The sequence below is a fragment of the Streptomyces sp. NPDC007264 genome (assembly GCF_042869095.1).
Lineage (GTDB): Bacteria > Actinomycetota > Actinomycetes > Streptomycetales > Streptomycetaceae > Streptomyces.
Genome location: NZ_JBIAFD010000001.1, coordinates 430,568 through 454,630, shown reverse-complemented (window position 1 = coordinate 454,630; position 24,063 = coordinate 430,568). Strand labels below are relative to the sequence as shown.

The 24,063-nt window shown below is 74.1% G+C and carries 20 protein-coding genes; 7 read left to right on the top strand and 13 right to left on the bottom strand.

The window, feature by feature from the left end:
* Positions 1 to 119: 119 nt before the first annotated feature.
* The 3 genes from ACFYMU_RS02035 to ACFYMU_RS02025 all read left to right on the top strand — a co-directional run bounded on the left by ACFYMU_RS02035 (position 120) and on the right by ACFYMU_RS02025 (position 3,982).
* Positions 120 to 809, top strand: a complete 690-nt coding sequence (locus tag ACFYMU_RS02035) for a GntR family transcriptional regulator (protein WP_388366703.1) — start codon at positions 120 to 122, stop codon at positions 807 to 809.
* On the top strand, positions 806 to 3,262 hold the full coding sequence (locus ACFYMU_RS02030) for a dolichyl-phosphate beta-glucosyltransferase (protein WP_388366701.1): 2,457 nt from the start codon (positions 806 to 808) through the stop codon (positions 3,260 to 3,262). The genes ACFYMU_RS02035 and ACFYMU_RS02030 overlap by 4 nt, the downstream gene beginning before the upstream one ends.
* Positions 3,263 to 3,331: 69 nt before the next feature.
* Positions 3,332 to 3,982 (top strand): hypothetical protein, encoded by a 651-nt coding sequence (locus ACFYMU_RS02025; RefSeq protein ID WP_388366699.1) that lies wholly within the window; start codon positions 3,332 to 3,334, stop codon positions 3,980 to 3,982.
* A gap of 169 nt (positions 3,983 to 4,151) precedes the next feature.
* On the opposite strand, the gene ACFYMU_RS02020 is transcribed toward ACFYMU_RS02025, so the two are convergent.
* The gene (locus ACFYMU_RS02020; RefSeq protein WP_388366698.1) at positions 4,152 to 5,435 is read right to left on the bottom strand and encodes an adenylosuccinate synthase; all 1,284 of its coding nucleotides are present in this window, start codon (positions 5,433 to 5,435) and stop codon (positions 4,152 to 4,154) included.
* A gap of 194 nt (positions 5,436 to 5,629) precedes the next feature.
* On the opposite strand from ACFYMU_RS02020, the gene ACFYMU_RS02015 reads away from it, so the two are divergent.
* Positions 5,630 to 6,526 carry a diacylglycerol kinase gene (locus ACFYMU_RS02015; protein ID WP_388366696.1) on the top strand — a complete coding sequence of 299 codons (897 nt, stop codon included), beginning with the start codon at positions 5,630 to 5,632 and terminating at the stop codon, positions 6,524 to 6,526.
* Between the two features lie 34 nt (positions 6,527 to 6,560).
* Here the strand turns inward: ACFYMU_RS02015 and ACFYMU_RS02010 are convergent, their stop codons facing one another.
* Complete coding sequence (locus tag ACFYMU_RS02010) at positions 6,561 to 7,058, bottom strand: GbsR/MarR family transcriptional regulator (RefSeq protein ID WP_388366694.1); 498 nt, start codon at positions 7,056 to 7,058, stop codon at positions 6,561 to 6,563.
* Positions 7,059 to 7,162: 104 nt separating this feature from the next.
* Here ACFYMU_RS02010 and ACFYMU_RS02005 point away from each other — a divergent pair, with 104 nt between their 5' ends.
* Together ACFYMU_RS02005 and ACFYMU_RS02000 are read left to right on the top strand one after the other, a co-directional pair.
* Entirely contained in the window at positions 7,163 to 8,092 is a 930-nt protein-coding gene (locus ACFYMU_RS02005) for an ATP-binding cassette domain-containing protein (protein ID WP_388366692.1), read from the top strand.
* Positions 8,089 to 9,699, top strand: coding sequence for an ABC transporter permease (locus tag ACFYMU_RS02000; protein ID WP_388366690.1), 1,611 nt, complete (start codon positions 8,089 to 8,091; stop codon positions 9,697 to 9,699). The genes ACFYMU_RS02005 and ACFYMU_RS02000 overlap by 4 nt, the downstream gene beginning before the upstream one ends.
* 17 nt (positions 9,700 to 9,716) lie before the next feature.
* Here ACFYMU_RS02000 and ACFYMU_RS01995 read toward each other — a convergent pair whose 3' ends face one another.
* The 9 genes from ACFYMU_RS01995 to ACFYMU_RS01955 all read right to left on the bottom strand — a co-directional run bounded on the left by ACFYMU_RS01995 (position 9,717) and on the right by ACFYMU_RS01955 (position 20,672).
* Positions 9,717 to 10,268 (bottom strand): Uma2 family endonuclease, encoded by a 552-nt coding sequence (locus ACFYMU_RS01995; RefSeq protein WP_388366953.1) that lies wholly within the window; start codon positions 10,266 to 10,268, stop codon positions 9,717 to 9,719.
* Between the two features lie 100 nt (positions 10,269 to 10,368).
* Positions 10,369 to 11,589, bottom strand: coding sequence for a cytochrome P450 (locus tag ACFYMU_RS01990; RefSeq protein ID WP_388366688.1), 1,221 nt, complete (start codon positions 11,587 to 11,589; stop codon positions 10,369 to 10,371).
* Positions 11,590 to 11,792: 203 nt separating this feature from the next.
* Positions 11,793 to 12,467 carry a response regulator gene (locus tag ACFYMU_RS01985; protein WP_388366687.1) on the bottom strand — a complete coding sequence of 225 codons (675 nt, stop codon included), beginning with the start codon at positions 12,465 to 12,467 and terminating at the stop codon, positions 11,793 to 11,795.
* Positions 12,464 to 13,807, bottom strand: coding sequence for a sensor histidine kinase (locus ACFYMU_RS01980; RefSeq protein ID WP_388366685.1), 1,344 nt, complete (start codon positions 13,805 to 13,807; stop codon positions 12,464 to 12,466). Before ACFYMU_RS01980 ends, ACFYMU_RS01985 begins: the two co-directional genes overlap by 4 nt.
* A 100-nt stretch (positions 13,808 to 13,907) precedes the next feature.
* Positions 13,908 to 14,582 (bottom strand): response regulator, encoded by a 675-nt coding sequence (locus ACFYMU_RS01975; protein ID WP_388366683.1) that lies wholly within the window; start codon positions 14,580 to 14,582, stop codon positions 13,908 to 13,910.
* A complete protein-coding gene (locus tag ACFYMU_RS01970; RefSeq protein ID WP_388366681.1) occupies positions 14,579 to 16,000 on the bottom strand; it encodes a histidine kinase in 1,422 nt (473 codons plus the stop codon). The genes ACFYMU_RS01975 and ACFYMU_RS01970 overlap by 4 nt, the downstream gene beginning before the upstream one ends.
* A gap of 1,156 nt (positions 16,001 to 17,156) precedes the next feature.
* On the bottom strand, positions 17,157 to 18,353 hold the full coding sequence (locus tag ACFYMU_RS01965; protein WP_388366951.1) for an acyltransferase: 1,197 nt from the start codon (positions 18,351 to 18,353) through the stop codon (positions 17,157 to 17,159).
* A 154-nt stretch (positions 18,354 to 18,507) separates the two neighbouring features.
* On the bottom strand, positions 18,508 to 19,533 hold the full coding sequence (locus ACFYMU_RS01960) for an alpha/beta hydrolase (protein ID WP_388366679.1): 1,026 nt from the start codon (positions 19,531 to 19,533) through the stop codon (positions 18,508 to 18,510).
* Positions 19,534 to 19,715: 182 nt separating this feature from the next.
* A complete protein-coding gene (locus ACFYMU_RS01955; protein WP_388366677.1) occupies positions 19,716 to 20,672 on the bottom strand; it encodes an alpha/beta hydrolase family protein in 957 nt (318 codons plus the stop codon).
* A 300-nt stretch (positions 20,673 to 20,972) separates the two neighbouring features.
* Between ACFYMU_RS01955 and ACFYMU_RS01950 the strand changes: the two genes are divergently transcribed.
* Complete coding sequence (locus ACFYMU_RS01950; protein WP_388366675.1) at positions 20,973 to 21,653, top strand: TetR/AcrR family transcriptional regulator; 681 nt, start codon at positions 20,973 to 20,975, stop codon at positions 21,651 to 21,653.
* Positions 21,654 to 21,863: 210 nt separating this feature from the next.
* Here the strand turns inward: ACFYMU_RS01950 and kynU are convergent, their stop codons facing one another.
* Both kynU and ACFYMU_RS01940 read right to left on the bottom strand, forming a co-directional pair.
* Positions 21,864 to 23,066, bottom strand: coding sequence for a kynureninase (gene kynU / locus ACFYMU_RS01945; protein WP_388366673.1), 1,203 nt, complete (start codon positions 23,064 to 23,066; stop codon positions 21,864 to 21,866).
* On the bottom strand, positions 23,059 to 23,916 hold the full coding sequence (locus ACFYMU_RS01940) for a tryptophan 2,3-dioxygenase family protein (protein WP_388366671.1): 858 nt from the start codon (positions 23,914 to 23,916) through the stop codon (positions 23,059 to 23,061). Before ACFYMU_RS01940 ends, kynU begins: the two co-directional genes overlap by 8 nt.
* Positions 23,917 to 24,063: the final 147 nt, after the last annotated feature.

Here is a 24,063-nt window from a genome sequence, read left to right as displayed (position 1 = left end):
ACGGCAGTTGGCCGCGACGCGTGCGGCGGCACGCCCGCGACCCCCACCGCGTAAGGTGACGTGCTCGGAAGACATGTGTCCGACACGTACCTGTACGCGGAGGGGGGACCCACACCACCATGCCCGGCAATGGCGCCGTTACCCGAAGCACCCTGCGGCAGCAGATCACGGACGCGCTCCGCGACGAGGTGCTGGCCGGCCGGATGCAGCCGGGACAGGAGTTCACGGTGAAGGAGATCGCCGAGCAGTACGGCGTCTCCGCCACCCCGGTGCGCGAGGCCCTGGTCGACCTGTCGGCCCAGGGCCTGCTGGACGCCGTCCAGCACCGGGGCTTCGAGGTCCACGCCTACTCCCTCGACGACTACCGCGGCATGATCGAGGCCCGCGGTCTCGTCACCGACGGGATCTTCCACCGCCTCGTGCACGGCGAGGGCGGCGCCGCCGCGGACGACCCCCGCCGCGCCGCCGCCCTCGCCGCGGTGCGGCGCCGCGGCGAAGAGGCCGAGCGCGCCGCCGCAGCCGGCGACCTGAACATCCTCATCGGCTACGACCTGCGCTTCTGGCGCGAGTTGAGCGCCCTGTTCGGCAACCCCTACCTCGCCGGCTTCCTGCACCGGCTGCGCGTGCAGTCCTGGGTCTGCGCGGTCCAGCACCTGCGCCGGAACACCGACCTCAGGGGCCGGCTGTGGTGCGGGCACACCGACCTCGTCGACGCCCTGGCCCGCCGCGACGCCGCCGCGGCGGGCGCCGTCCTGGCCGCGTACGACGCGCACTCCCTCACCCTGCTCGAGCACCTGGCCGCCCGATGAGCGCCGCAGAGGCCGCGGACGTCATGGAGGACATGCGTGCCACCTCCATCGACCTGTCCGTCGTGGTCCCCGCCTACAACGAGGAAGAGCGGATCGGTCCCACGCTCGACGCCGTCGTCGGGTACCTGCGCGCGAACGAGGGCCGCTTCGGCACCTGGGAGGTCGTCGTCGTCGACGACGGGTCCACCGACGGCACCCGGGACATCGTCACCGCGGCCTCGGCCCGCGAGACGCGCGTGCAGCTCGTCACCAGCCCCCGCAACCGCGGCAAGGGCAACGCCCTGCGCCTGGGCGTCCTCGCCTCCTACGGCCGCCGCGTCCTGATCACGGACGCCGACCTGGCCGCACCCATCGAGGAACTGGAGGCGCTCGACAAGGCGATGGGCGAGGGCCACGCGGCGGCGATCGGCTCCCGCAGCGCACCCGGCGCGACCATAGAGCGGCACCAGCACCGGATGCGGGAACTGCTCGGGCGCGCCGGCAACGTCCTGATCCGCCGGATCGCCGTGCCCGGCATCCGCGACACCCAGTGCGGCTTCAAGCTCTTCCACGGCGACCGCGCCCGCGAGGCGTTCGCCGCCTCCCGGCTCAGCGGCTGGGGCATCGACGTGGAGATACTCCAGCACTTCCGCCGCTCGGGCTGGCCGGTCGCCGAGGTGCCGGTGCGCTGGGCGCACCAGCCCGGCTCGAAGGTGCACGCCCTCGACTACGCCCGGGTGCTGGCCGAGCTGACCGTGCTCAAGGTCCGCTCCGTCCGCCCCGCCGACGTCCTCGCGGCGGCCGCCTTCCTGCTGATGGCGCTGGCGCTGTACTCGGGCCGCTGGGCGGGCCCCGACCACCGCTACCTGCCGGACTCGCTGCAGGACCAGAACCAGTGGGAGTGGTTCTTCGCGGTGACGGCCGACAACGTGGCCCACCTGCGCAACCCGCTCTTCACCACCCTCCAGGGCTTCCCCGACGGCGTGAACCTCATGGCCAACACGGTCATGCTCGGCCTGACCGTGCCCTTCGCACCGGTCACGCTGCTGTTCGGCCCCGCGATCTCCCTCGCGCTGGTGATGACGCTCGGGCTGGCCGCCACCGCCGCCGCCTGGTACCGGCTGATCGCCCGGCGGGTGGTGCCGCACCGGGGCGCGGCCTTCACCGGCGCGGCGCTCGCCGCGTTCGCGCCCCCGATGGTCAGCCACGCCAACGCGCACCCCAACTTCGTCGTCCTGTTCATGATCCCGCTGATCGTCGAGCGCGTGCTGCGGCTGTGCGCGGGCGCGAGGGTCGTGCGGGACGGGGTGGTCCTCGGGCTGATGACGGCGTACCAGATCTTCCTCGGCGAGGAACCGCTGCTGCTGGCGTCCCTGGGCATGGTGCTGTTCGCGGGCGCCTACGCGGTCGTGCGCAGGGACGTGGCGAGGGCGGCCTGGCGCCCGCTGCTGAAGGGCCTGGCGATCGGCGCGGGGGTGTGCCTGCCCCTGGTCGCGCTCCCCCTGTACTGGCAGTTCTTCGGCCCGCAGAGCTACCGGAGCGTGCTGCACGGCGACAAGGCGGGCAACAGCCCGCTCGCGCTGTTCTCCTTCTCCGGGCGCTCCCTGGTCGCGGGTGACGACGCGGTGGCGAACGCGCTCTCCCTCAACCCCACCGAGCAGAACGCCTTCTACGGCTGGCCGCTGGCCGCCCTGGCCTTCGCGATCGTGATCCGGCTGTGGGAGCACGCCCTGGTCAAGGCGCTGGCGTTCACGGCGGTGGCCGCCGGGCTGCTCTCCCTGGGCCCGCGCTTCCAGATCCCGCTCAGCCACTCCACGCTCCCGGGGCCGTGGGCGCTGCTCGCGGACAAGCCCCTGTTCGAGTCGGTCATCGAGGGCCGGGTCGCGATGATCTGCGCGCCCGCGCTCGGCATGCTGGTGGCGTTGGCGGTCGAACGGCTGGTGCGCACGCCGAACGTCGGCAACCAGTTCATCGGTCTGACGGCGGTCGCCGCCGCGCTCATCCCGATCGTTCCGGCACCGCTCCGGGCGGTCGAGCGCGCTCCGGTGCCGGCCTTCATCGCGGACGGGACGTGGAAGTCGTACGTGGGCAGGGACGAGACGCTCGTGCCCGTCCCGCTGCCCGACTCGGGCAACGCGGAGGCACTGCACTGGCAGACCGCGGCGGACCTGGAGTTCAAGCTGCCCGGCGGCTACTTCAACGGCCCCTACGGCAGCGAGCGCATCGGCATCTACGGCGCCGCACCCCGCTACACCTCGAACATGCTGCGCGACATCAGCTTCACCGGCGTGGCCCCCGTGATCGGCGAGAACTGGCAGGCGCAGGCGCGCCGCGACTTCGCCTACTGGAAGGCGGGGGTGCTGGTGCTGCCCCCGCAGCAGTACCAGGACAAGCTGCGTGAGACCGTGGACAAGCTGGTGGGGCGGCCCGGTAGGTGGGTCGGCGGGGTGTGGGTATGGGACCTGCACGGCTGAGGCACCGCGCCCTCGCGCCCACGACCACTACGCTGCCCGCACCGCACCGACGACCTGAGGAGCTTACTGTTGGCCTGTGACCTCTGGCTGGTCCCGCTCGTCGACGTGTTGTGCCACACGCCCGACAACCCCTTCGCCGAGGAACTCGCCCTCTACGACAAGGCGCTGGCCGAGGCCGGGCTGCCACCGGTGCCGGTGTACCAGTACATGCCGGGACTGACCGGCGATGTCGCGCCGGTCGCGGGCTTCGACTACGACGCGCTGCACTTCCTGCGCCGCGCCTACCTGCTCCAGGTGTGCGGTCTCGCCGTGACCCCGGTCGACGAACTGGGCGGGGACTACGAGCAGTTGCTGGAGATGTTCGAGTCGACGGCCCAGCAGTCCCACCTGGTGTGGCACTACGACCACGCGGGCGCCTACGTCCCGGTGGACTTCCCGCACCCCCTGTCCGACGACGAACTCCTCGCCGGCGGCGGCCCCCTGGGTTCCTCCCAGGCCCTGCTGCGGGAGCTGGAGCTGGTGGCGCCGTCGATCGGCATCGACCCGGCGAACCCGCCCGCCGCCCCCGACCCGCCGCTCGCGCCCACCGCGCTGGAGGAACCCGCGCTGCCCGCCCCCTACGACCCGAGCCCCTTCGCCCGCGAACGGCACGTGTGGCTGGGCCTGCACGCGGCGGCGACACGGAGCCTGGCCCAGGGCTCGATGATCGTCTTCAGCTGAGCCGCCGGTGCCGGGGGCCCGGGCTCCGGCACACGCCGTGCCCGGTTCCGGACCATGCCGGTCCGGGCCGGGGACGCGTCGGCGGGGCCCGCACCACCGCCAGGACATGTGGGCCCGCGACACGGTCGCGGGGCCCACACGCGGGGCGGGGCAGGGGGCGATGTGCGCGTCAGAGGAAGGAGTTGACCTCGATCGTCTCGTCGCGGCCCGGGCCGACGCCGATCGCCGAGATCGGGGCGCCCGACATGTCCTCCAGCGCCTTGACGTAGGTCTGGGCGTTCTTCGGGAGGTCGGCGAAGGTCTTGGCCTTCGTGATGTCCTCCTGCCAGCCCGCGAGGTACTCGTAGATCGGCTTCGCGTGGTGGAAGTCCGTCTGGGAGTAGGGCAGCTCCTCGACGCGCTTGCCGTCGATCTCGTAGGCGACACAGACCGGGATCTGCTCCCAGCCGGTGAGCACGTCCAGCTTGGTGAGGAAGAAGTCGGTCAGGCCGTTGACCCTGGTCGCGTAGCGGGCGATCACCGCGTCGAACCAGCCGCAGCGGCGGTCACGGCCGGTGGTGACACCACGCTCGCCGCCGATCCGGCGCAGCGCCTCGCCGTCCTCGTCGAACAGCTCGGTCGGGAAGGGGCCCGAGCCGACACGGGTCGTGTACGCCTTCAGGATGCCGATCACGCGGCTGATCTTCGTCGGGCCGACGCCGGCGCCCGTGCAGGCACCGCCCGCGGTCGGGTTCGACGAGGTCACGAAGGGGTACGTGCCGTGGTCGATGTCCAGCAGGGTGCCCTGACCGCCCTCGAAGAGGACGACCTTGCCGTCCTCGAGCGCCTGGTTGAGGACCAGGACGGTGTCGGCGACGTACGGCTCCAGCTTCTCGGCGTAGCCCAGCAGCTCCTCGACCACCTGGCCGACGGCGATCGCGCGCCGGTTGTAGAGCTTGGTGAGGATCTGGTTCTTGACGTCGAGGGCCGCCTCGACCTTCTGCGTCAGGATCGACTGGTCGTACAGGTCCTGGACCCGGATGCCGACGCGGTTGATCTTGTCGGCGTAGGTCGGGCCGATGCCGCGGCCCGTCGTACCGATCTTCCGCTTGCCGAGGAAACGCTCGGTCACCTTGTCGACCGTCACGTTGTACGGCGTGATGACGTGCGCGTTCCCGCTGATCATGAGCTTGGACGTGTCGACGCCACGCTCGTTCAGACCGCTCAGCTCGGAGAGCAGGACCGACGGGTCGACGACGACGCCGTTGCCGATGACGGGCGTGCATCCGGGCGAGAGGATTCCGGAAGGGAGGAGATGGAGGGCATACTTCTGGTCGCCCACGACCACCGTGTGGCCGGCGTTGTTGCCGCCCTGGTAGCGCACCACATAGTCCACCGAGCCACCGAGCAGGTCGGTGGCCTTTCCCTTGCCTTCGTCACCCCACTGAGCACCGAGCAGCACAAGTGCGGGCACGCGCGTACACCCCTTCCGGGCGGGGCATGTCCAGGGTCGGGGGAGTACGCGGAGGGTCCACCGCCGCGTGCACCGCGACCATCGTTGGCCGCAACCGTCGGACCGGATGCCCCGGAATAGACGAAGCCCCTGGCGCAATAGCGCAAGGGGCTCTTGCACAAAGATGCTACCCGAGGAAGCGAGGCAGGACCGAGGTGGCGACTTCCGACCAGTTGCTGGTGGTCATCGACCCGGTCGCTCGTCACAGTGACGGTGAGTCGGTCCGGATCGCGAAAGACGTGCTCAGCGCGGGTGCGGCCACCAAATTGTGCCTCCCCGAGGGGCCCGAGGAATTCGCCCGGGCACTGACCCGCAGGGGGGCGCGACGGCCGGTGGTCGTGGGCGACGACCAGGCGCTGCTGCGCGCGGTGACGCTGCTGCACCGGCGGCGGGAACTGGCCACGACGGGCCTGTCGCTGGTCCCGGTCGGGGCCGCGCTGTCACTGGCCAGGTCCCTGGGGGTGCCGACGGGAGCGGTGGCGGCGGCGCGGGCCGTCCTGGACGGGGTGGAGCGGCGGCTGGACCTGCTGGTGGACGACAGCGACGGGGTGGTGCTCGGGGATCTGCGGATTCCGTCGCTCCCCGCCGCCGCGTCGGCTCCCGCCGTGCCGACGGTGCCGTCGGGGCGCCGCTCCGCGCCGGTCGGCGCGGAGCCCTCGCCGGCCGACGGGCCATGGCTGCGGATGCGCCGCTCGCTGGTGCGGACGCTGGCGGCGCGCCCGCCCCGGATCGCGGCCCCGTCGGCGCCCGGGCCGTCCCGGCTGCGGGTCGAGGTCGACGGCGTGATGCTGGTGGACCTGGACCAGCCGGTGGAGGCGGTGTCCGTGGCGCCGGGGAATCCGGGGGTGGCCGAGGTCGAGGTGCGGCCGGTCGCGGTGGGGGCCGAGGCGGCGGCACTGCGCGCGTCGGGGCGGAAGGTGACCGTGTCGGGGGCGGACTTCCGCTACCGGGCGGACGCGGTGGTCGCGGGTCCGGTGCGGACGCGGACGTGGGTGGTGCGGGAGGCCGCGTGGGGGCTGACGCTGCCCGCCACGGGTACACCCGGCCTGTGAGGGACGAGGGAGCGGACGCGGTGGGCGCGGGCGCTCAGCCCTCGCCGTAGAGCCGCTCCCGGTGGGTGCGCCAGCGCTCCATCATCCCGGCGATCTCGCCGTCCACGAACTCGAAGAAGGCGAGGGTCTCCGCCAGCCGCCGGCCCGCCGCGGTCTTTGCGCCGAGGCTGTCGACCCCGTCCCGCAGGGCGTGCTCCCAGCGCTTGAGCACCGCGTCGCGATTGGTCAGCGCCTCGTACCACTGGTTGCTGCTGACGCGGTACCGCTCGCGGCGCGACCCGGGTTCCCGCTCCCGGGAGACCATGTGCTGCTGGGCGAGGTAGCGCACCGCGCCGGAGACGGCGGCCGGGCTGACCTGGAGCCACTCGCCGAGTTCCGCGGCGGTCAGGGAGGCGGAGTCGGAGGCCAGCAGGGCCGCGAACACCCGGGCGGGCATCCGCTGCATCCCGGCCTCGACCAGTTGTGCCGCGAAGCCCTCCACGAACTTCGAGACGGCCTCCGGGTCCCGCCCCGCCTCGCTCGGTCCGCTCATCGCCCGCTCATCTCCCCTGCTCGCCTGCCCGTTCCCGAGTGTATCCGTGGTTTACACACTTCCTTAACTTCACAAGTTTCTGAAACAAGCGTAGCTTCTGAAGCATGACGAAGGCCATCACCGTCGCGGGACTCCACAAGTCCTTCGGCAGGACGCACGCGCTCGCCGGTCTCGACCTGGACGTCGAGGCCGGCGAGGTCCATGGCTTCCTCGGCCCGAACGGCTCAGGGAAGTCCACCACCATCCGGGTCCTGCTGGGCCTGCTGCGCGCCGACTCCGGCGCCGCCCAGGTGCTCGGCCGCGATCCGTGGGCGGACGCCGTGGAGCTGCACCGCCGGGTCGCGTACGTCCCCGGGGACGTGACGTTGTGGCGCAACCTCTCGGGGGGCGAGGTCATCGACCTGTACGGGCGCCTGCGCGGCGGCCTCGACCAGCGGCGCAGGAACGAGCTGGTCGAGCGGTTCGAACTGGACCCGACCAAGAAGGGGCGCACCTACTCCAAGGGCAACCGGCAGAAGGTCGCCCTCGTCGCCGCCCTCGCCTCGGACGTCGACCTGCTCATCCTCGACGAGCCCACCTCGGGCCTCGACCCGCTGATGGAAGAGGTCTTCCAGCGCTGCGTCGAGGAGGAGCGCGAGCGCGGCCGGACGATCCTGCTGTCGAGCCACATCCTCAGCGAGGTGGAGGAGCTCTGCGACCGGGTCAGCATCATCCGCAAGGGCCGCACCGTCGAGAGCGGCTCGCTCGCCGAGCTGCGCCATCTGACCCGCACCAGCGTCACCGCGGAACTCGTGGCCCCGCCGAACGGGCTGTCCCGGCTGCCCGGCGTGCACGACCTCGACGTCCAGGGCCACCGCGTCAGGCTCCAGGTCGACACCGACAAGCTGGACGGCGTACTCAAGTCGCTGGGCGAGTCGGGCGTGCGGTCGCTGTCGTCGACGCCGCCCACCCTGGAGGAGCTGTTCCTGCGGCACTACCAGGAGGAGCTGCCCGCGGCCGGAGCCGGGCAGGCCGGGGAGGCGGTGTCCCGATGACCGCCGTGGCGTCGGCCTTCGCGGTGCGCGACGGGGGATCCCGCCCCCTGGCCGGTACGGGAACGCTGTTCAGGTTCGCCCTGCGCCGCGACCGGGTGATGATCCCGGTCTGGGTCGCGGTGAACGCGCTGATGGTGCTGTCCATGCCGAACACCCTCAAAGGGCTGTACGGCACCGCGGCCGCACGCGCCGACCTGGCCGCGCAGATGTCCGCGAACACCTCGTTGCGCGCCATGGTCGGGCCCGTCCTCGGCCAGTCGATCGGCGCGCTCACCGCCTGGCGCGTCGGCGTCTACGCCGGGCTGCTCGCCGGGGTCATGAGCCTGCTCATCGTGGTCCGGCACACCCGGGACGAGGAGGAGAGCGGACGGCAGGAGCTGATCTCGTCGGCGATGGTGGGCCGGCGCGCCCCACTGACGGCGGCGCTGTCCACGGCGCTGACCGCGAACCTGCTGCTCGCCGTGCTGGTCACCGCGGGCCTCGCCGCCCAGGGCGCCGTGGGGGCGCTGGCGCTGGGGCTGGGGATCGCCGGGGTGGGCATGGTGTTCGCCACGCTCGCGGCCATCGTCGCGCAGCTCACGGAGAGCGCACGGCTGGCCCGCGGACTGACCGCCGCGGGGCTGGGCGCGGCCTTCGTCCTGCGCGCGGCGGGCGACGCCGCCACGAACGACGGCTCGTCCGTCATGACCTGGCTCTCACCGATCGGCTGGCTGGAGAACGAGCGGCCCTACGCCGACGAGCGCTGGTGGGTGCTGCTGCTGTTCGTGGCCGCGGCCCTGATCCAGTGCTGGGCGGCCTACACCCTCGCCGACCGCCGCGACCTCGGCATGAGCTTCCTGCCCACCCGGCCGGGTCCGGCCGCCGGTGGCCTGGGCTCGGCGGAGGCCCTGGCCTGGCGGCTGCAGCGGGGCGGTGTGCTGGGCTGGAGCATCGGCTTCTTCCTCGGCGGACTCGTGTACGGGGGGATGACGCAGGGGGCAGCGGACCTCGTCGGCGACAACGAGAAGGCCCGCGAGATCTTCCAGCGCATGGGAGGCCAGGCCGGGCTGACGGACGCGTTCCTCGCCGCGATCGTCGGCATCATGGGCCTGGTCGCGGCGCTGTACATCGTGGCGTCGGTCCTGCGGCTGCACGGCGAGGAGACGTCGGGGCGGGCGGAGCCGGTGCTGGCGACCGCGGTGGGCCGGCTGCGCTGGGCCGCCGGCCATCTGGTGATCGCGTTCGGCGGCTCCGCGCTGATCATGCTGCTGGCGGGGCTGGGCATGGCGGCGGGCTACGGCAGGGAGGCCGGCCCGATCCTGGGCGCCTGCCTGGTCCAGCTGCCGGCGGTGTGGGTGATCGGAGGCGTGGCGGTCCTGCTGTACGGCGTACTGCCGCGGGCCGGTGCGGCGGCCTGGGCCGTGGCCGGGGCGGCCCTGCTGATCGGCTGGATCGGCCCCGCGCTCGACGCTCCGCAGCTCGTGCTGGACCTGTCGCCGTACGGGCACCTGCCGAAGCTGCCGGGCGGGGAGATGGCCTGGGGGCCGGTACTGACACTGACCGGGATCGCGGTCGTACTGGTGGCCGGGGGGCTGGCGGGGTTGCGGAGACGGGATCTGACGACGTGAGGGTCTCTCAGTCGGCGTTACTTCCTGAGTTCCTCGGTGTCGAGTTCGACGCCCACGGGGTCCGGCAGCGTGATGCGGCCGCCGAACCGGACCGTGTGGACGGCCTGGTAGCCGACCGCCGGGTCGGGGTCGCTGTGCACGACGACCGTGCGGTTGTCCCGGTCGATCAGCAGGTAGACCGGGATCCCCGCCTCGGCGTAGGCCCGGGGCTTCTCCACGCGGTCACGCTGGTGGGTGTCCGCGTCGTACGAGGTGATCTCGACCGCCATCAGCACCCCGTCGGGATCGGCCCAGTCGCCCTGGTCCTTGAAGTACCCCACGGGTGCCAGCACCGCGTCGGGCCGGGCCCGGCCCTTTCGATACGCCTCGACCTTCAGTCCCTGGGTCGCGTTGAAGGTCAGTTCGGGACGTGCCTGCTTGCATTGGAAGACCAACCACATCGTGATCTCGCTGTGGTTGCCGTTCGTCGCCTTCCTGAGCTCGATCTGCCCGTCGACGAACTCCAATCTGACGGTCTCGTCCTCGCGAGTGGAGTACACGGCGATCCGCTCGAACAGCTCCACCGGCATCTGGGACAAGGCTGGCGCCCCCTTCGTAGGCACGCTCCAGCTTGCCGAGCCGCCGACGGGCATCGTTCCGGATCACCCGTCCAATCGTCCGAACGGGTGATCAGCCGATCTCCACCTCCAGCCCCCTCAGCCCCCGGATGACGAAGTTCGGCTTTCGTTCCGGCTCCGCCGCCGGACGGAGGGTCGGGGCGCGTTCCAGCAGGGCCGTCATCGACGCCGTCAGCTCGATGCGGGCCAGTGGGGCGCCGATGCAGTAGTGGATGCCCGCGCTGAAGGAGATGTGCGGGTTGTCCCGGCGGGTCAGGTCGAGGCGCTCGGGGGCGTCGAACACCGCGGGGTCGTGGTTCGCGGAGCCGAACAGCATCGCGATCTCCGCGCCCCGCGGGATGACCGTCCCGTCGATCTCGATCTCGTCGAGGACCCAGCGTTCGAAGAGCTGGAGCGGGGTGTCGTAGCGCATCAGCTCCTCCACGGCGGACGGGACCAGGGAGTGGTCCGCGCGCAGCGCCGCCAGCTGGTCCGGATGGCGCAGCAGCGCCCACCAGCCGTTCACCGTGGCGTTCACCGTGGCCTCGTGCCCGGCGTTCAGCAGCAGCACGCAGGTCGAGACCATCTCCTGCTCGGTGAGCCGGTCCCCCTCGTCGTGCGCCGCGATCAGGCCCGAGATCAGGTCCTGTCCCGGCTTCCTGCGGCGCTCCTCGATCAACTCCCGCAGGTAGGCGGAGAACTCCACCGACGCCCGTACCGCCCTGCGTGCCGTCTCCTCGGACGGGTTCAGCTCGTACATCCCGCAGATGTCCGCCGACCAGGGCCGCAGCGGCGCGCGGTCCGCCTCCGGGATGCCCAGCATCTCGGCGATCACCGCGACCGGCAGCGGCTCGGCGACGTCCGTCAGCAGGTCGCCGCCGCCCGCTGCCACCAGGCGGGACACCAGGTCGCCGGCCAGCGTGCGCACGTACGGCCCGAGCCGCTCGACCGTGCGCGGGGTGAACGCCTTCGACACCAGCCGCCGGATGCGGGTGTGGTCCGGCGGCTCCAGGTCGAGCATGCCGTGGTCGTTGAGCGTGTGGAACGGCTCGTGCTCGGGCGGCGGGGCCGTGCGGCCGAAGTCCTCGTGCGTGAAGCGGTGCCGGTACGTCCGGCCCAGGCGCCGGTCGCGCAGCAGCGCCGACACGTCCGCGTGGTGCGGGACGAGCCACTGGTCGCTGGGCTCGTAGTAGTGCACGCGGCCCCGCGCGCGCAGCTCGGCGTAGGCGGGGTAGGGGTCGGCGACGAACGCCGGGTCCCAGGGGTCGAACGCGAGGTGGGGTCGGGCTGCCATGACGGGACGCTAGCCCGGCCCCTCCCGGTCTGACCAGACGGTGCGCGTCCGCCGGGGCCCTGGCCCGGGGGGATCGGCCGGGGATCGGCCGCGGATCGGCCGGGGATCGGCCGCGGATCGGCCGGGGCCCTGGCCCGAGGGGATCGGCCGCGGATCGGCCTGCAGAGCGGCCGGAAGGGGCGGCCGGGGGGGGCGGCCGGGGGTCAGCCCGGAGTCACCAGCCTGATCTCGTACGCGAACACCGCCGCCTGCGTCCGGTCCCGCAGCCCCAGCTTCACCAGGATCCGGCTGACGTGCGTCTTGATCGTCGACTCGGCCACCACCAGCCGCTCGGCGATCTCCGCGTTCGACAGGCCCTGCGCGATGAGCACCAGGACCTCCGTCTCCCGCTCGGTCAGATCCCCGTACGCCGCCCGCGTGACCGGCGCGAGGCGCGGCTCTTCGGACAGCTTCGAGAACTCCGAGATCAGCCGCTTGGTCACGGACGGGGCCAGCAGCGCCTCACCCGCCGCCACCACCCGCACCCCGTCGGCGAGCTGGCGGGCCGAGGCGTCCTTCAGCAGGAAGCCGGAGGCTCCCGCGCGCAGCGCCTGGTACACGTACTCGTCGAGGTCGAAGGTGGTGAGCACCAGCACCTTCGCCGACGCGTCCGCGGCGACGATCTCCCGGGTCGCCTCGATGCCGTTCAACTCCGGCATGCGGATGTCCATCAGGACGACGTCCGGGGCCAGTTCACGGACCTGCTCGACCGCCTCGCGCCCGTTGACCGCCTCCCCGACGACCTCGATGTCCGGCATCGCCCCGAGCAGCACCGAGAAGCCCTCCCGGACCATCATCTGGTCGTCGGCGATCAGTACCCGGATGGCACCGTTCGTCACTCGGACTCCTCCCCCTTGGCCACCGGCAGGAACACCGTCACCTCGTACCCTCCGTCGTCCGTCGCCCCCGCCGTCATCTCCCCCTCCAGCATGGAGACCCGTTCGCGCATGCCGGTGATGCCGTGCCCGGCGCCGTGCGCCGACTTCCCGAACGCGGCGTGCGGCGGCGGGCCGTTGACGATGCGCAGGCCGAGCCCGCCGAGCACGTACCCGATCTCCACCCGGGCCGTCGCGCCCGGCGCGTGCCGCAGCGTGTTGCTGAGCGCCTCCTGGACGATCCGGTACGCCGACAGCTCGACGCCCTGCGGGAGTTCCCGCACGGCGCCCGTGACGAGCTTGTCGACGGTCAGGCCCGCCTCCCGCACATTCGCCAGCAGGGCGTCCAGGTCGGCCAGGGTGGGCTGCGGTGCGTCCGGGGCCTCGTAGTCCTCCGCCCGTACGACGCCCAGGACGCGGCGCAGTTCGGTCAGCGCCGCCACCGCGTTCTCCCGGATGGTGGCGAACGCCTTCTCCAGCTCCGGCGGCGGGTTCTCCACGCGGTAGGGCGCGGCCTCCGCCTGGATGGCGACCACCGACATGTGGTGGGCGACCACGTCGTGCAGCTCGCGCGCGATCGTGGTGCGTTCCTCCAGCAGGGTGCGCCGGGAGCGCTCCTGCGCGGTCTGCGTCTGCTGGGCGGTGACTTCCTGGGCGGCGCTCCGGCGGATGTGCCAGACGCTGACCGCCAGCAGCAGGAGGGCGGACACCACGAGCATGGGCGCCGAGTTGTTGTCGAGGTGGTAGCCGAACAGGGTCTCGGCGGCGAAGCCGTAGGCCGCGGTGACCACCCACATCCACGCCGCCGTGCGCGGCCGGGTGCGCACGGCCACCACGGTGAGCACCGTCAGGTGCGAGAGGAAGCTGCCGGGCTGCCAGGGCCAGTCGCCCCATGCGCCGGCGAACGCCGACGAGACCATGGTCGCCGCCAGGGACAGCCAGAAGGCGCCGACGGGGCGGACCAGGGTCAGCAGCACCGGAACCAGGGCCAGCAGGCCGGCCACGGGGGCCGCCGGGCCGCCGTCGGTGCTCCGCCAGCCGACGAACATCGCCAGCAGCCCGGCCCCCGCCACCACGGCGTGCGGCGCCCAGGCCGCGTACTCCCGCCTGCGGCCGGACAGTCGCCTGCCCAGCGCGCCGTCGACGCTCCTGGGAGGCAGCGGGCGGTAGGCGAACGCATCGTGGAACAGCTCCTGCCGCAGCCCGCGCAGGGCCTCCACGGCCGCCCGGTACTCCGGGCTGCGCGTCGTGTACGAGCGGAACGCACCGTCCGGTGCCGTCCGCGTCCGGGTCGTCTCGGTCACGGTGGAAACCGTAGGCGGAGGCCGGGGCCGCCGTCGTCACCAGTGAGGAGGGTCCTGGGGGATCCGTCTCAAGTACTACCGGCGGCGCCGGCGCGCCCGCTCAGTGACCCGACGGCCGGACCAGCCCCGACTCGTAGGCGAACACGGCCGCCTGGGTGCGGTCGCGCAGGCCCAGCTTCACCAGGATGCGGCCCACATGGGTCTTCACGGTCTGCTCGGCCACGACGAGGTGGCCGGCGATCTCCGCGTTGGACAGGCCCTGGGCGATGAGGGCGAGCACCTCGGTCTCCCGCTCGGTGAGGTCGCCGACCCGCGCCCTGAGCGGGCCGCGGGGCCGGTCGCCGAGGCGGGAGAACTCGGCTATCAGCCGCCGGGTGATGCCGGGCGCCAGGAGCGCGTCGCCCGCCGCCACCACCCGCACCGCCTCGGCGAGTTGGTCGGCGGAGGCGTCCTTGAGCAGGAAGCCGGAGGCGCCGGCGCGCAGCGCCTCGTACACGTACTCGTCGAGGTCGAAGGTGGTGAGCACCAGGATGCGGGGGTGACCGGTGGCCCGGGTGATGCGGCGAGTCGCCTCGATGCCGCCCAGTTCGGGCATCCGGATGTCCATCAGGACGACGTCCGGGGCCAGTTCGGCGACCTTGGCGATCGCGTCGTTCCCGTCGACGGCCTGGCCCACGACCCGGATGTCGGGCTGGGCGTCGAGCAGCACCGTGAAGCCCTGACGGACCATCATCTGGTCGTCGGCGATCAGTACCCGGATGGCGCTGCTCGTCATCGGTTCTCCACTTCTGTCGGGCCGTTGGGCGCTTCGTCGGACGGATGGTTCCCGGGGCCGGGGAGGAAGCACGTCACGGCGAAGCCGCCGGACGGCGTCCTGGACGTGACGAGGGTGCCACCGAGCATCGCGGCGCGCTCCCGCATGCCGAGCAGACCATGGCCGGCGCCCGGGGACGGCGGGGCCGGGCGCGCGGGCCGGGAGTTGACCACCCGGATCTGCAGACCGCGCGGGACGTGGGCGAGTTGGACGCGGACGGTGGAACCGGGGGCGTGCCGCAGCGCGTTGCTGAGGGCCTCCTGGACGATGCGGTACGCCGACAGCTCCACCCCGGGCGGCAGCGGGCGCGCCTCGCCGGTGGTCTCGGTCAGGACTTCCAGGCCGGCCGCGCGGGTGTTCTCCACCAGGGCGCCGAGGCGGTCGAGGGTGGGTTGCGGGGCGTCGGGGGCGGCGCCGGTGCCGGCACCGCTGCCGAGGCCGTAGGGGTCGGCGGGGTTCTCCGAGCGCAGGACGCCCAGGACGCGGCGCAGTTCGGTCAGGGCCTCCAGGGCGTTCTTGCGTATGCCGTCCAGGTTCTCCCTCAGCTCGGCGGAGGGGTTCTCCACCAGGTGCGGGGCGACCTGGGCCTGTATGGAGATGACCGACATGTGGTGGGCCACCACGTCGTGCAGCTCGCGGGCGATGCGGTTGCGCTCCTCCAGGAGGGTGCGGCGGGCACGCTCCTCGGCGGTGACGGTGGTCAGTTCGATGATCCGCGTACGCGCCTCACGGCGGCCGCGCAACGCCGTGCCGACGAGCAGGACGAACGCGGAGATCACCACGGCCGGCAGTCCGGTCGGGGAGAACGCGGCCGCGCCCTCGACGCCCTCGACCAGATATGTCGTCAGGGCCGTCAGCGCCAGCACCGCGGCGCTGACCCGGGTGGGGACCCGCAGGGCGAGCAGGAACAGCACGAGGGCGCACCCGACGATGCCCGATCCCGTCCAGGGCCACGACGGCAGGTCGTGGGCCGCGGCCGGGGACGGATTCGCGTAGGGGTGCATGGACGGGCGCGCGACGTCGCCCAGGCCCAGCCGGCCGGCCTGCGCGGCCAGGACGAACGCCGCCAGGGTCAGCCACCAGGCGGGCAGCGGACGCCACAGGGCGAGCGCGACAGCCCCGCCCTGCGCGAGGCCGAGCGCCAGGCTCAGCCCGAGGCCCAGCCGGTAGCTGTCGCCGAGTTCGCCCGCGGCCCCGAACGACAGGACGAGGGCGAACGCGCACATCAGGACGTGCGGCGACCGGCGCAGCAGCCGGGGGCGGGACAGGGGCGGCAGCGGGTCGGGGGCGAACGCCCACAGGTCGTCGCGCAGGGCCCGCGACAGCCTCCGCAGCCGACCGAGGCCGGACGCGGCCCGCGCCCCACCGGACCGCGGCACCCCGTACCCGGCCGCCGACCGGGCCCCCGGCGCCGGAACCCCGCCTCTGGCCCCGGCTTCGGGACCGGGATCGGGATCGGGATCGGGCTGGGCCTTGGGTCTGGCCTCAGGCTCGGCCGCCGGCCGGGCCCCCGGCGCCGAAACCCCGCCCCTGGCCCCGGCTTCGGGGCCGGACTGGGGTCCGGGGTCGGGATCGGGATCGGGCTGAGGCTCGGAACCGGGATCGGGCTGGGCCTTGGACCCGGCCTCGGGCTCGGCCGCCGGCCGGGTCCCCGGCGCCGGAACCCCGCCCCTGGCCCCGGCTTCGAGACCGGGATCGGGACCGGGGCCGGGGCCGGGGCCGGGGCCGGGGCCGGGATCGGGATCGGGGCCGGGATCGGGATCGGGGCCGGGATCGGGGCCGGGATCGGGGCCGGGATCGGGGCCGGGATCGGGATCGGGGCCGGGATCGGGGCCGGGATCGGGGCCGGGATCGGGGCCGGGATCGGGGCCGGGATCGGGGCCGGGATCGGGATCGGGGCCGGGATCGGGGCCGGGATCGGGATCGGGGCCGGGATCGGGGCCGGGATCGGGCTGGGCCTTGGGCTCGGCCGCCCGCCGGACCCCCAACCCCGAAACCCCGCCCCTGGCCCCGGCTTCGAGACCGGGATCGGGATCGGGCTGAGGATCGGGCTCGGCCGCCGGCCGGGTCCCCGGCGCCGGAACCCCGCCCCTGGCCCCGGCTTCGGGACCGGACTGGGGCCCGGGATCAGGCTCGGGATCGGGCTGAGGCTCGGAACCGGGATCGGGCTGGGCCTTGGACCCGGCCTCGGGCTGGGGCCCGGGCTGGGGCTGGGGCTGGGGCTGGGGCCCGGGCTGGGGCTCGGAATCAGGAGCGGGCTGGGCCTTGGGGCCGGGCTCGGGCTGGGGCCCGGACACCGCTTCGGGCTCGGTTTCCGCCTCGGGCTCGGGCTCCGCGGGAGCGGGGTCCGGCGGAGACGGGAGCGCGCTGCGGTCCGGGGTGTCGCCCTGCCGCGTCTCGTCCATCCGGGCCACCCTAAGCGGCCTCGGGGACGCCAACCCGAGCGGCCTCGGGAAAGCGGGGCGCGTTTCCGCGTCGTCCGGCGCGATGCCGTGCCGTACCGCGCGGGGGCGTGCCGCACGTTCCCGAGCCCGCTCAGGCACCGCCGGTCCCCTTCGCGCGGGTGCCGCCGGACCTGTGGACGGCCACCACGCGCGACCGGCGGCCCCCGCCCCCGCGTGGTCCCTGTTCCTGGGTGCGGAAGGCCGACCAGCAGACCGCGAGCCCCAGCGCGAACACCGGGAGCCAGACCAGCCGGGCCGCCACCCAGGCCAGGTCCTCGGGAGTGGTGTGCAGGCCGGGCAGGCGGCCCGCGAGGAGGCCGGTCGCGGTGGTCGCCATCAGCGCCGTCTGGTGCCAGAGGAAGACCGTCATCGCCGAGAGGTTCACCAGCGCCACCGCCGCCCAGACCAGGGGCCGGCGCATCGCGCGACGCAGCCGTTCGCGCAGCAGCAGGGCCAGCCCGCACTGGGCCAGGCCGAAGGTGACGGCGGCCAGCGTCGGCGGATCGAGGTTCGAGACCGCGGAGCCCGGGACGCCGACCATCGACGCCGGGTAGCCCGCCCACGCCACCAGCCCGGCCGTCGCCGCCGCGCCGCCCCCCAGCAGCACCCAGCCCGCGCGGCGGCCCTCCAGTTCGCCGCGCGTCCAGGCCGCGCCCAGCGTGTACGGCACCAGCCAGCCCGCCGCCACGTTCGCCCAGCCGAGCCAGGACGGGCCGCCGAGTCCGAAACGAACGAGGTCCACATGGAGGACGACCGCCAGCGGCCACAGCGGGTTGAGACGCGTCAGCAGCGGGGTGGCCGCCGTCAGAGCGGCGAAGACGAGCAGGAACCACAGGGGCGACAGGGCCAGCTTCACCAGGGTGCGGACCGTGCCGACATCCGCGCCGGCCGCCGACAGGCCGGCCGCCGCCACCGTCCACAGCGCCAGGAGCGCCACGACGGGCCGGAACAGCCGGACCAGGCGGCTGCGCAGCCAGGACCCGTACGGGACGCCCCGGGCGCGCGCCGAGACGTACCCCTTCGTCGCCGCGTGGCCGCCCACCAGGAAGAACACCGCAAGCGTCTGGAACGCCCAGGAGACCGGGGCCAGCCACGGCATGGAGTGCAGCGGGCTCTCGGCGCGCAGCGCGCCGCCGTCCGCGACCAGGGCGGTCACCAGCCAGTGGCCCAGGACGACGCCGAGGATCGCGAGGGCCCGCAGGGCGTCGACCGCGCGGTCCCTCCCCGCGGGGGTGGCGTCGTCGATGCGGCGGGCGGTGGCGCGCAGGGCGTCCCGTGCCGCGTGCAGGGCGTTCCGCGCCCCGTGCGGGGCGGCCGGGACGGGTGCGGGGGGAACCGGGGCCGTGGTGCGGGACGTGTGCCGGGGCTCGGGGCCGCCGGTGGCCGGGCGGGGGTGCGGTCGGGCGGTCGTCCCGGCCCGGACCGGACGCCGCGGTGTCAGGTCACGCACGGGTCACCTCCGCGGTCTCGCCGAGGACGATCCGGGCCAGGTTGGCCAGCGAGACCGAGCCCGGCGCGAAGTAGTCGCTGTGACCGCCGCCGCCCGCCGCGAAGACCCGGGCGCCGTAGGCCGGGGACACCGGGTCCGTGCCGAAGCCGACGGTGGCGCCGAACAGGTCCACGCGGGTGTGGGGCACCTCCGCGATCCAGTCGTCGGCGCCCCGGGCCGCCCAGACGCGGGCGCGGGTGTGCAGACCGGCGGCGGAGTCCACGCCCGTGCCGGGACTGCCGAACAGCACGATGTCCTGGACGTCCGCGGCGGCGGCCGCCCGGGCGCACACCACCGAGCCGTAGGAGTGGCACAGGAGCGAGATGTGGGGTGCCGTGCCCCAGGCGCCGCGCAGTTCGCGGACGAACCGCACCAGCAGCGGGGCGGCCCGGTCGGCGCGGGCGGCCGTGAGGGCGGTGGTGCTGATCGTCCGGGGGGTGTCGTAGCCGAGCCAGGCGACGACCGCGGTCCCGGCGCCCGTGGCGCGGTGCAGGGCCGACGCACCCGCGCGGAAGCGGTCGTAGGTGTCCAGCGTGGTGTCCGACCCGGGAACCAGGACCGCGATGTGCCGCGCGGTGGCCGGGTCGCCGAAGACCTCGACGGCGCGGCCCGTGCCCCGGCCGTCGTAGGCCAGGAGGTGGCGGGCCGGGGAGGCCATGGCGCGGTCCGCCGCGGCGCGCCCGCGGTCGCCGTGGGCCGCCGCCATGGCGGACGCCTCGGCGGCGTCGGCCCGGTTCGCCGCGTACGTCCCGGCGAGCGTGGCCGTCGACAGCGGGGGGAGCGACGCCGGTGCCGGCGCCGGGATCGCCGGACGCGCCGCGGCGGAGAGGGGGACGACGACGGCAGCCGCGACGAACGCGGCGAGCAGGCCGCGGCGGAAGCGGCCAGGGCGGAAGCGGCCGGCCCTGGCCCGCCCGGCGCCGGCGGTGCCCCCCTCCGCGCTCGTGACCGCGGCCGGTCCGCTCCCCCGTGTCCCCATGACGTCCTCCCCTTCCGGCGGCCCTCGTCGGACCGTTCGGGGCAGGACGCTACGGAGCGTGACACGTCGTCGGCATCACGCCGGAGGACTCACCTCGGAGGTAGCTCTCAGGTATGACGGGTATGACGGGGAGGCCGGCCGACGGGGGCGTGGGGCGGCGGCGCGGCGACCGCCTCGCCGCGCTACCAGGCCAGTTGGGCGATCTCCTCCGCCACCACCGCGCACGCGTCCGCCGCCGGGTCGATCAGCGGGAAGTGGCCGACGTCCTCGAGGAGGGTGAGGCCGACGACCTCGCCCGCCCTCGCCGCCGCCTCCGCGTAGGACTCGGCGACGGCCTGCGGGACCACGATGTCCGTACGGCCCTGCACCAGGGTCGTGGCGATGCCGGTGGGCAGCAGCAGAGCCGGGTCCGCGTGCGGCTGCCGCTCCGCGAACAGGGCGTCACCGCCCAGGAACTGGACGGTCGCACCGGCACACACCTCCAGCTTGCGGGCGATGTGGAAGTCCGCGATCGGGGCGAGCGCCACGACGCCGCGCAGCGGGGCCGGGCCGTCCGTGCGCCACGGGGAGTCCGCCGGGAGGACGTGGCGGGCCGCGGCCCAGAGCGCGAGGTGGCCGCCCGCCGAATGGCCGGTGACGACGGTGCGGCGCGCATCCGCCTGCGGGAGGGCCTCGCGGACGAGCGCCGGGAGCGCGTCCAGGGCGGCCGCGACGTCGTCGAGCGTGTCCGGCCAGCGGCCCGCGACCGGCCGTGCGCCGCTGCCCTCGCCCTCGGCCTGGGCCGGGATGAGCGCGCCCCGGCGGTACTCGACGTTCGCCACGGCGAAGCCCCGCCGGGCGAGGAAGTCCGCGAACGGGGTGAGGTGCCGGCGGTCGTAGGGCGCGCGCCATGCGCCGCCGTGCAGGACGACGACGAGGGGGGCGAGGTCGGGTGCCCCGGCCGCCGCGCGTTCCGCCTCTCGCGGGGCGTAGAAGTCGATCACCTGGTCCGGGTGGTCGCCGTACGCGGCGGTCGCGTCGGGGTCCACCGGCGCGTGCGAGAAGGCGGACGCCTCTTCCGCGGCGTCGCGGGCCGCGGCGGCCCGGGCGGACGCGTCGTCCGGTTCTGCGGCATCGCGGGGGGCGGCGTCGTCCGGCATGCTCCAACCTCTCAGCGGCAAAACGGATTTGGATACACGGTGGCCGGAAACGCAACCGGCCGTTGGCGGGGACGGTATCAGGCGGATGACGTGCGCCGGCATGGGGTTGTCACGCTCGGTGAGGGGCAAACGGACTCGCCGTTCCGTTACGGTGTGCGGCGGAAGCGTTCCGTCAGCTCAGCGCGTCCGTTCGTCGTCCGACACCCCGTTCGACGCTGTGTTCGGCGCGGTGTTCGACGCCGTGTCCGGCGCCCGGTCGGCGGCGCCCGGTCGGCGGCGTCCTTCGCGCCAGGAGGTTCCATGCCCGAGTCCGACGCCGAGGTCGAGTCCGAGTCCGACGCCGAGGTCGAGGCGTCCGCGCCCCCCGGCGAGGGGACGCCCGAACCCGGCACCGTGCGCCCCGGCGGGCGCACCGCGCGGGTCCGTGCCGCCGTACTGCGGGCGGCCGGGGACGTGCTGGCCGAGCACGGGTTCGCGCATCTGGACCTGGCGGACGTGGCGAGGCGCGCGGGCGTCGGCAAGACGACCGTGTACCGGCGGTGGGGCTCGGTGACCGCACTGGTCGCGGAGCTCCTGCGCGACATGGCCGAGCAGTCGCTGCCGCGGGTGGACACCGGCTCCGCCCTCGGGGATCTGCGGGCCAACGCGGAGCTGGTGCAGCGGACGCTGGCGGACGAGCGGCAGGGGGCGCTGTTCCGGGCGGTGATCGCGGCCGGGGTGTGCGACACGCACGCCGCAGCGGCGCTGCGGCACTTCTACGAGGTCCGGGTCGCCGAATGGGAGCCGTGCGTGACGGCGGCGGTGGCACGGGGGGAGTTCCCGGAGGGGACGGACGCCGGGGCGGTCGTACGGGCCGTGTCCGCACCGCTGTACTACCGGATGCTGACCACGGGAGCGGCACCGGACCCCGCCGACGCGCACCAGGCGGCGCGGGCGGCGGTGGCCGCCGCGGCGGCGGGGGTGTACGCGGCACCGCGGTGACGGGGTGTGCGCGGCACCGCGGTGACGGGGTGTGCGCGGCACCGCGGTGACGGGGTGTGCGCGGCACCGCGGTGACGGGGAAGCCGTGCGGCCCGGCCGACGGCCGCCGACTGTGCGCCGACCTCCCGGTGCGTCGTCGCGGGCACCGAGGACCTCCCCCGGTGCGTCGTCGCCGCCACCGGGGGAGCGCCTGTCAGGGCAGGGTCCGCGTCAGGACAGGATCCGTGCCAGGACGCGTGCCGCCCGTTCCACGTCCGCGAAGCCCACGTACAGCGGCGTGAAGCCGAAGCGCAGCACGTCCGGCGGACGGAAGTCGCCGACCACGCCGTTCTCGATCAGCCGCTTCATGGCATCGCCCGCGCCGGGGCACCGCAACGCCACCTGGCTGCCGCGCTCGGCGTGCGCCTGCGGTGTCAGCGACTCGGCCGCGCCCGCGGGGACGTGAGCCGCCACGCACTCCAGGAAGAAGTCCGTGAGCGCGAGCGACTTGGCGCGCACGGCGTCGACCGACACGCCGTCCCACACCTCCAGCGCCGCCTCCAGGGCGAGCATGGACAGGATGTCCGGGGTGCCGACACGACCGCGCACCGCGCCGGCCGCCGCTTCGTACTCCGCCCGCATGCCGAACGGCTCCGCATGCGAGTTCCAGCCCGGCAGCGGGGAGTCGAAGCGGTCCTGGAGCTCCCGCCGTACATACAGGTAGGCCGGTGAACCGGGGCCCCCGTTGAGGTACTTGTAGGTACAGCCGACCGCCAGGGCGACCCCGTGCTCGTCCAGGCCGACCGGCAGGGCGCCCGCGCTGTGGCACAGGTCCCAGACGGCCGTCGCGCCCGCCGCGTGCACCGCGGCCGTCAGGCCGGGCAGGTCGTGCAGCCGGCCCGTGCGGTAGTCGACGTGGTTCAGCAGGACCGCCGCCGTGCGGTCGGTGAGCGCCCCTGGGACCTCGGCGGGGGCCACCGGGCGCAGCGTGCAGCCCGTCATCCGGGCCGCCGAGCCGGCGATGTACCCGTCCGTCGGGAAGGTCGTGGCGTCGACCAGGATCTCGTCCCGGCCGCTCGCGCCGCTCCCGCCGTCCCGGGCCATGCGGACCGCCGCCACCAGCGCCTTGAAGACGTTGACGCTGGTGGAATCGCCCACCACGATCTGCCCGGGCGCCGCCCCGACCAGCGGGGCTATCCGGTCGCCGATCCGTTCCGGGGCCGTCCACCAGCCGCTCTCGTCCCAGGAGCGGATCCGCAGCGATCCCCACTGCCTGCGGACGACGTCCTCCATCCGGCCCGGCACGACCGCCGGCAGCGCGCCCAGCGAGTTGCCGTCCAGGTAGACCACGTCGTCGAGCACGAACCTCTCGCGCAGCCCGGCCAGCCGGTCGGCTGCGTCCAGTTCCTTCGCCTTCGCGGCCAGTTCAGACATGCGACCGCGCCGTCCACAGCTCGGGGAACACGCCCTTCTGCGCCCGCTTCTCCAGCCACGCCACCCCGGCGGAGCCACCCGTGCCCTGCTTGGCGCCCATCGCGCGCCGGGTGGCCATCAGGTGGTCGTTGCGCCAGCGCCACACCAGCTCGGCCACATCGGTCAACGCCTCGCCGAGGCGGGCGAGTTCATGCGTCCCGTCACCGGAGTAGATGGCCGCCCAGACCGCCTCCACCTCCTCCGACGGCTCGTGGCGGAGGGACGGGTCGCGCCGCAGCACCGCGTCCGGGACGGCGTGCCCGCGCCGGGCCAGCAGCCGCAGCACCTCGTCGTACAGACTGGGCTCGTGCAGCGCCTTCTCCAGCTCGGCGTGCACGCGGGGCGCGCCGCGGTGCGGAACGAGCATGGACGCGGACTTCTCACCGAGCAGGAACTCCATGCGGCGGTACATCGCCGACTGGAAGCCGGAGCCCTCGCCGAGGGCGGAACGGTAGGAGTTGAACTGGGCGGGCGTCAGTTGCGCGAGCGGCCGCCAGGACGCGTTCAGCGCCTCCATCTCCCGTACGGACCTCTTCAGCGCGTCGATCGCCGCCGGCACCCGGTCCTCGCGCAGCGCGCGGGCCGCGGTCTCCCATTCGTGGACGATGACGGTGAACCACAGCTCCATCACCTGGGTGGTGACCAGGAAGACCATCTCTCCGGGGTCGTCGGAGAGGGTGTGCTGGAGGTGGGTGAGCACGTCCGCGCTGACGTAGTCCTCGTACGGCGTCGTGCCCTGGAAGTCGAGATGCGGGGTCTCGGGCTCCTGCGTCTCCGGGGTCTCCTGGGACTGGTGAGCCTGGTGGGACATCGCTGTCTCCTGTATGTGCTTCGGGTAGCGGTCCGCCCCTGCCGATGCTGGCACGGGGGCCCCGGTCCCCACACCGGCATCCTGCGCAATGACCCCGGCCACCGCAAGGCCCGCCGAGCGGGGGGCGCCGTGCCGGTCCGCCGGAAC

What these genes read in the sequence shown, in the direction of transcription:
- ACFYMU_RS01950 (WP_388366675.1), top strand. Translation starts at nt 20,973, where the DNA reads ATGCCCGAGTCCGACGCCGAGGTCGAGTCCGAGTCCGACGCCGAGGTC.
- ACFYMU_RS02030 (WP_388366701.1), top strand. Translation starts at nt 806, where the DNA reads ATGAGCGCCGCAGAGGCCGCGGACGTCATGGAGGACATGCGTGCCACC.
- ACFYMU_RS01960 (WP_388366679.1), bottom strand. Translation starts at nt 19,533, where the DNA reads ATGGGGACACGGGGGAGCGGACCGGCCGCGGTCACGAGCGCGGAGGGG.
- ACFYMU_RS02035 (WP_388366703.1), top strand. Translation starts at nt 120, where the DNA reads ATGCCCGGCAATGGCGCCGTTACCCGAAGCACCCTGCGGCAGCAGATC.
- ACFYMU_RS01955 (WP_388366677.1), bottom strand. Translation starts at nt 20,672, where the DNA reads ATGCCGGACGACGCCGCCCCCCGCGATGCCGCAGAACCGGACGACGCG.
- ACFYMU_RS02000 (WP_388366690.1), top strand. Translation starts at nt 8,089, where the DNA reads ATGACCGCCGTGGCGTCGGCCTTCGCGGTGCGCGACGGGGGATCCCGC.
- kynU (WP_388366673.1), bottom strand. Translation starts at nt 23,066, where the DNA reads ATGTCTGAACTGGCCGCGAAGGCGAAGGAACTGGACGCAGCCGACCGG.
- ACFYMU_RS02005 (WP_388366692.1), top strand. Translation starts at nt 7,163, where the DNA reads ATGACGAAGGCCATCACCGTCGCGGGACTCCACAAGTCCTTCGGCAGG.
- ACFYMU_RS01975 (WP_388366683.1), bottom strand. Translation starts at nt 14,582, where the DNA reads ATGACGAGCAGCGCCATCCGGGTACTGATCGCCGACGACCAGATGATG.
- ACFYMU_RS01995 (WP_388366953.1), bottom strand. Translation starts at nt 10,268, where the DNA reads ATGCCGGTGGAGCTGTTCGAGCGGATCGCCGTGTACTCCACTCGCGAG.
- ACFYMU_RS02010 (WP_388366694.1), bottom strand. Translation starts at nt 7,058, where the DNA reads ATGAGCGGACCGAGCGAGGCGGGGCGGGACCCGGAGGCCGTCTCGAAG.
- ACFYMU_RS01940 (WP_388366671.1), bottom strand. Translation starts at nt 23,916, where the DNA reads ATGTCCCACCAGGCTCACCAGTCCCAGGAGACCCCGGAGACGCAGGAG.
- ACFYMU_RS01990 (WP_388366688.1), bottom strand. Translation starts at nt 11,589, where the DNA reads ATGGCAGCCCGACCCCACCTCGCGTTCGACCCCTGGGACCCGGCGTTC.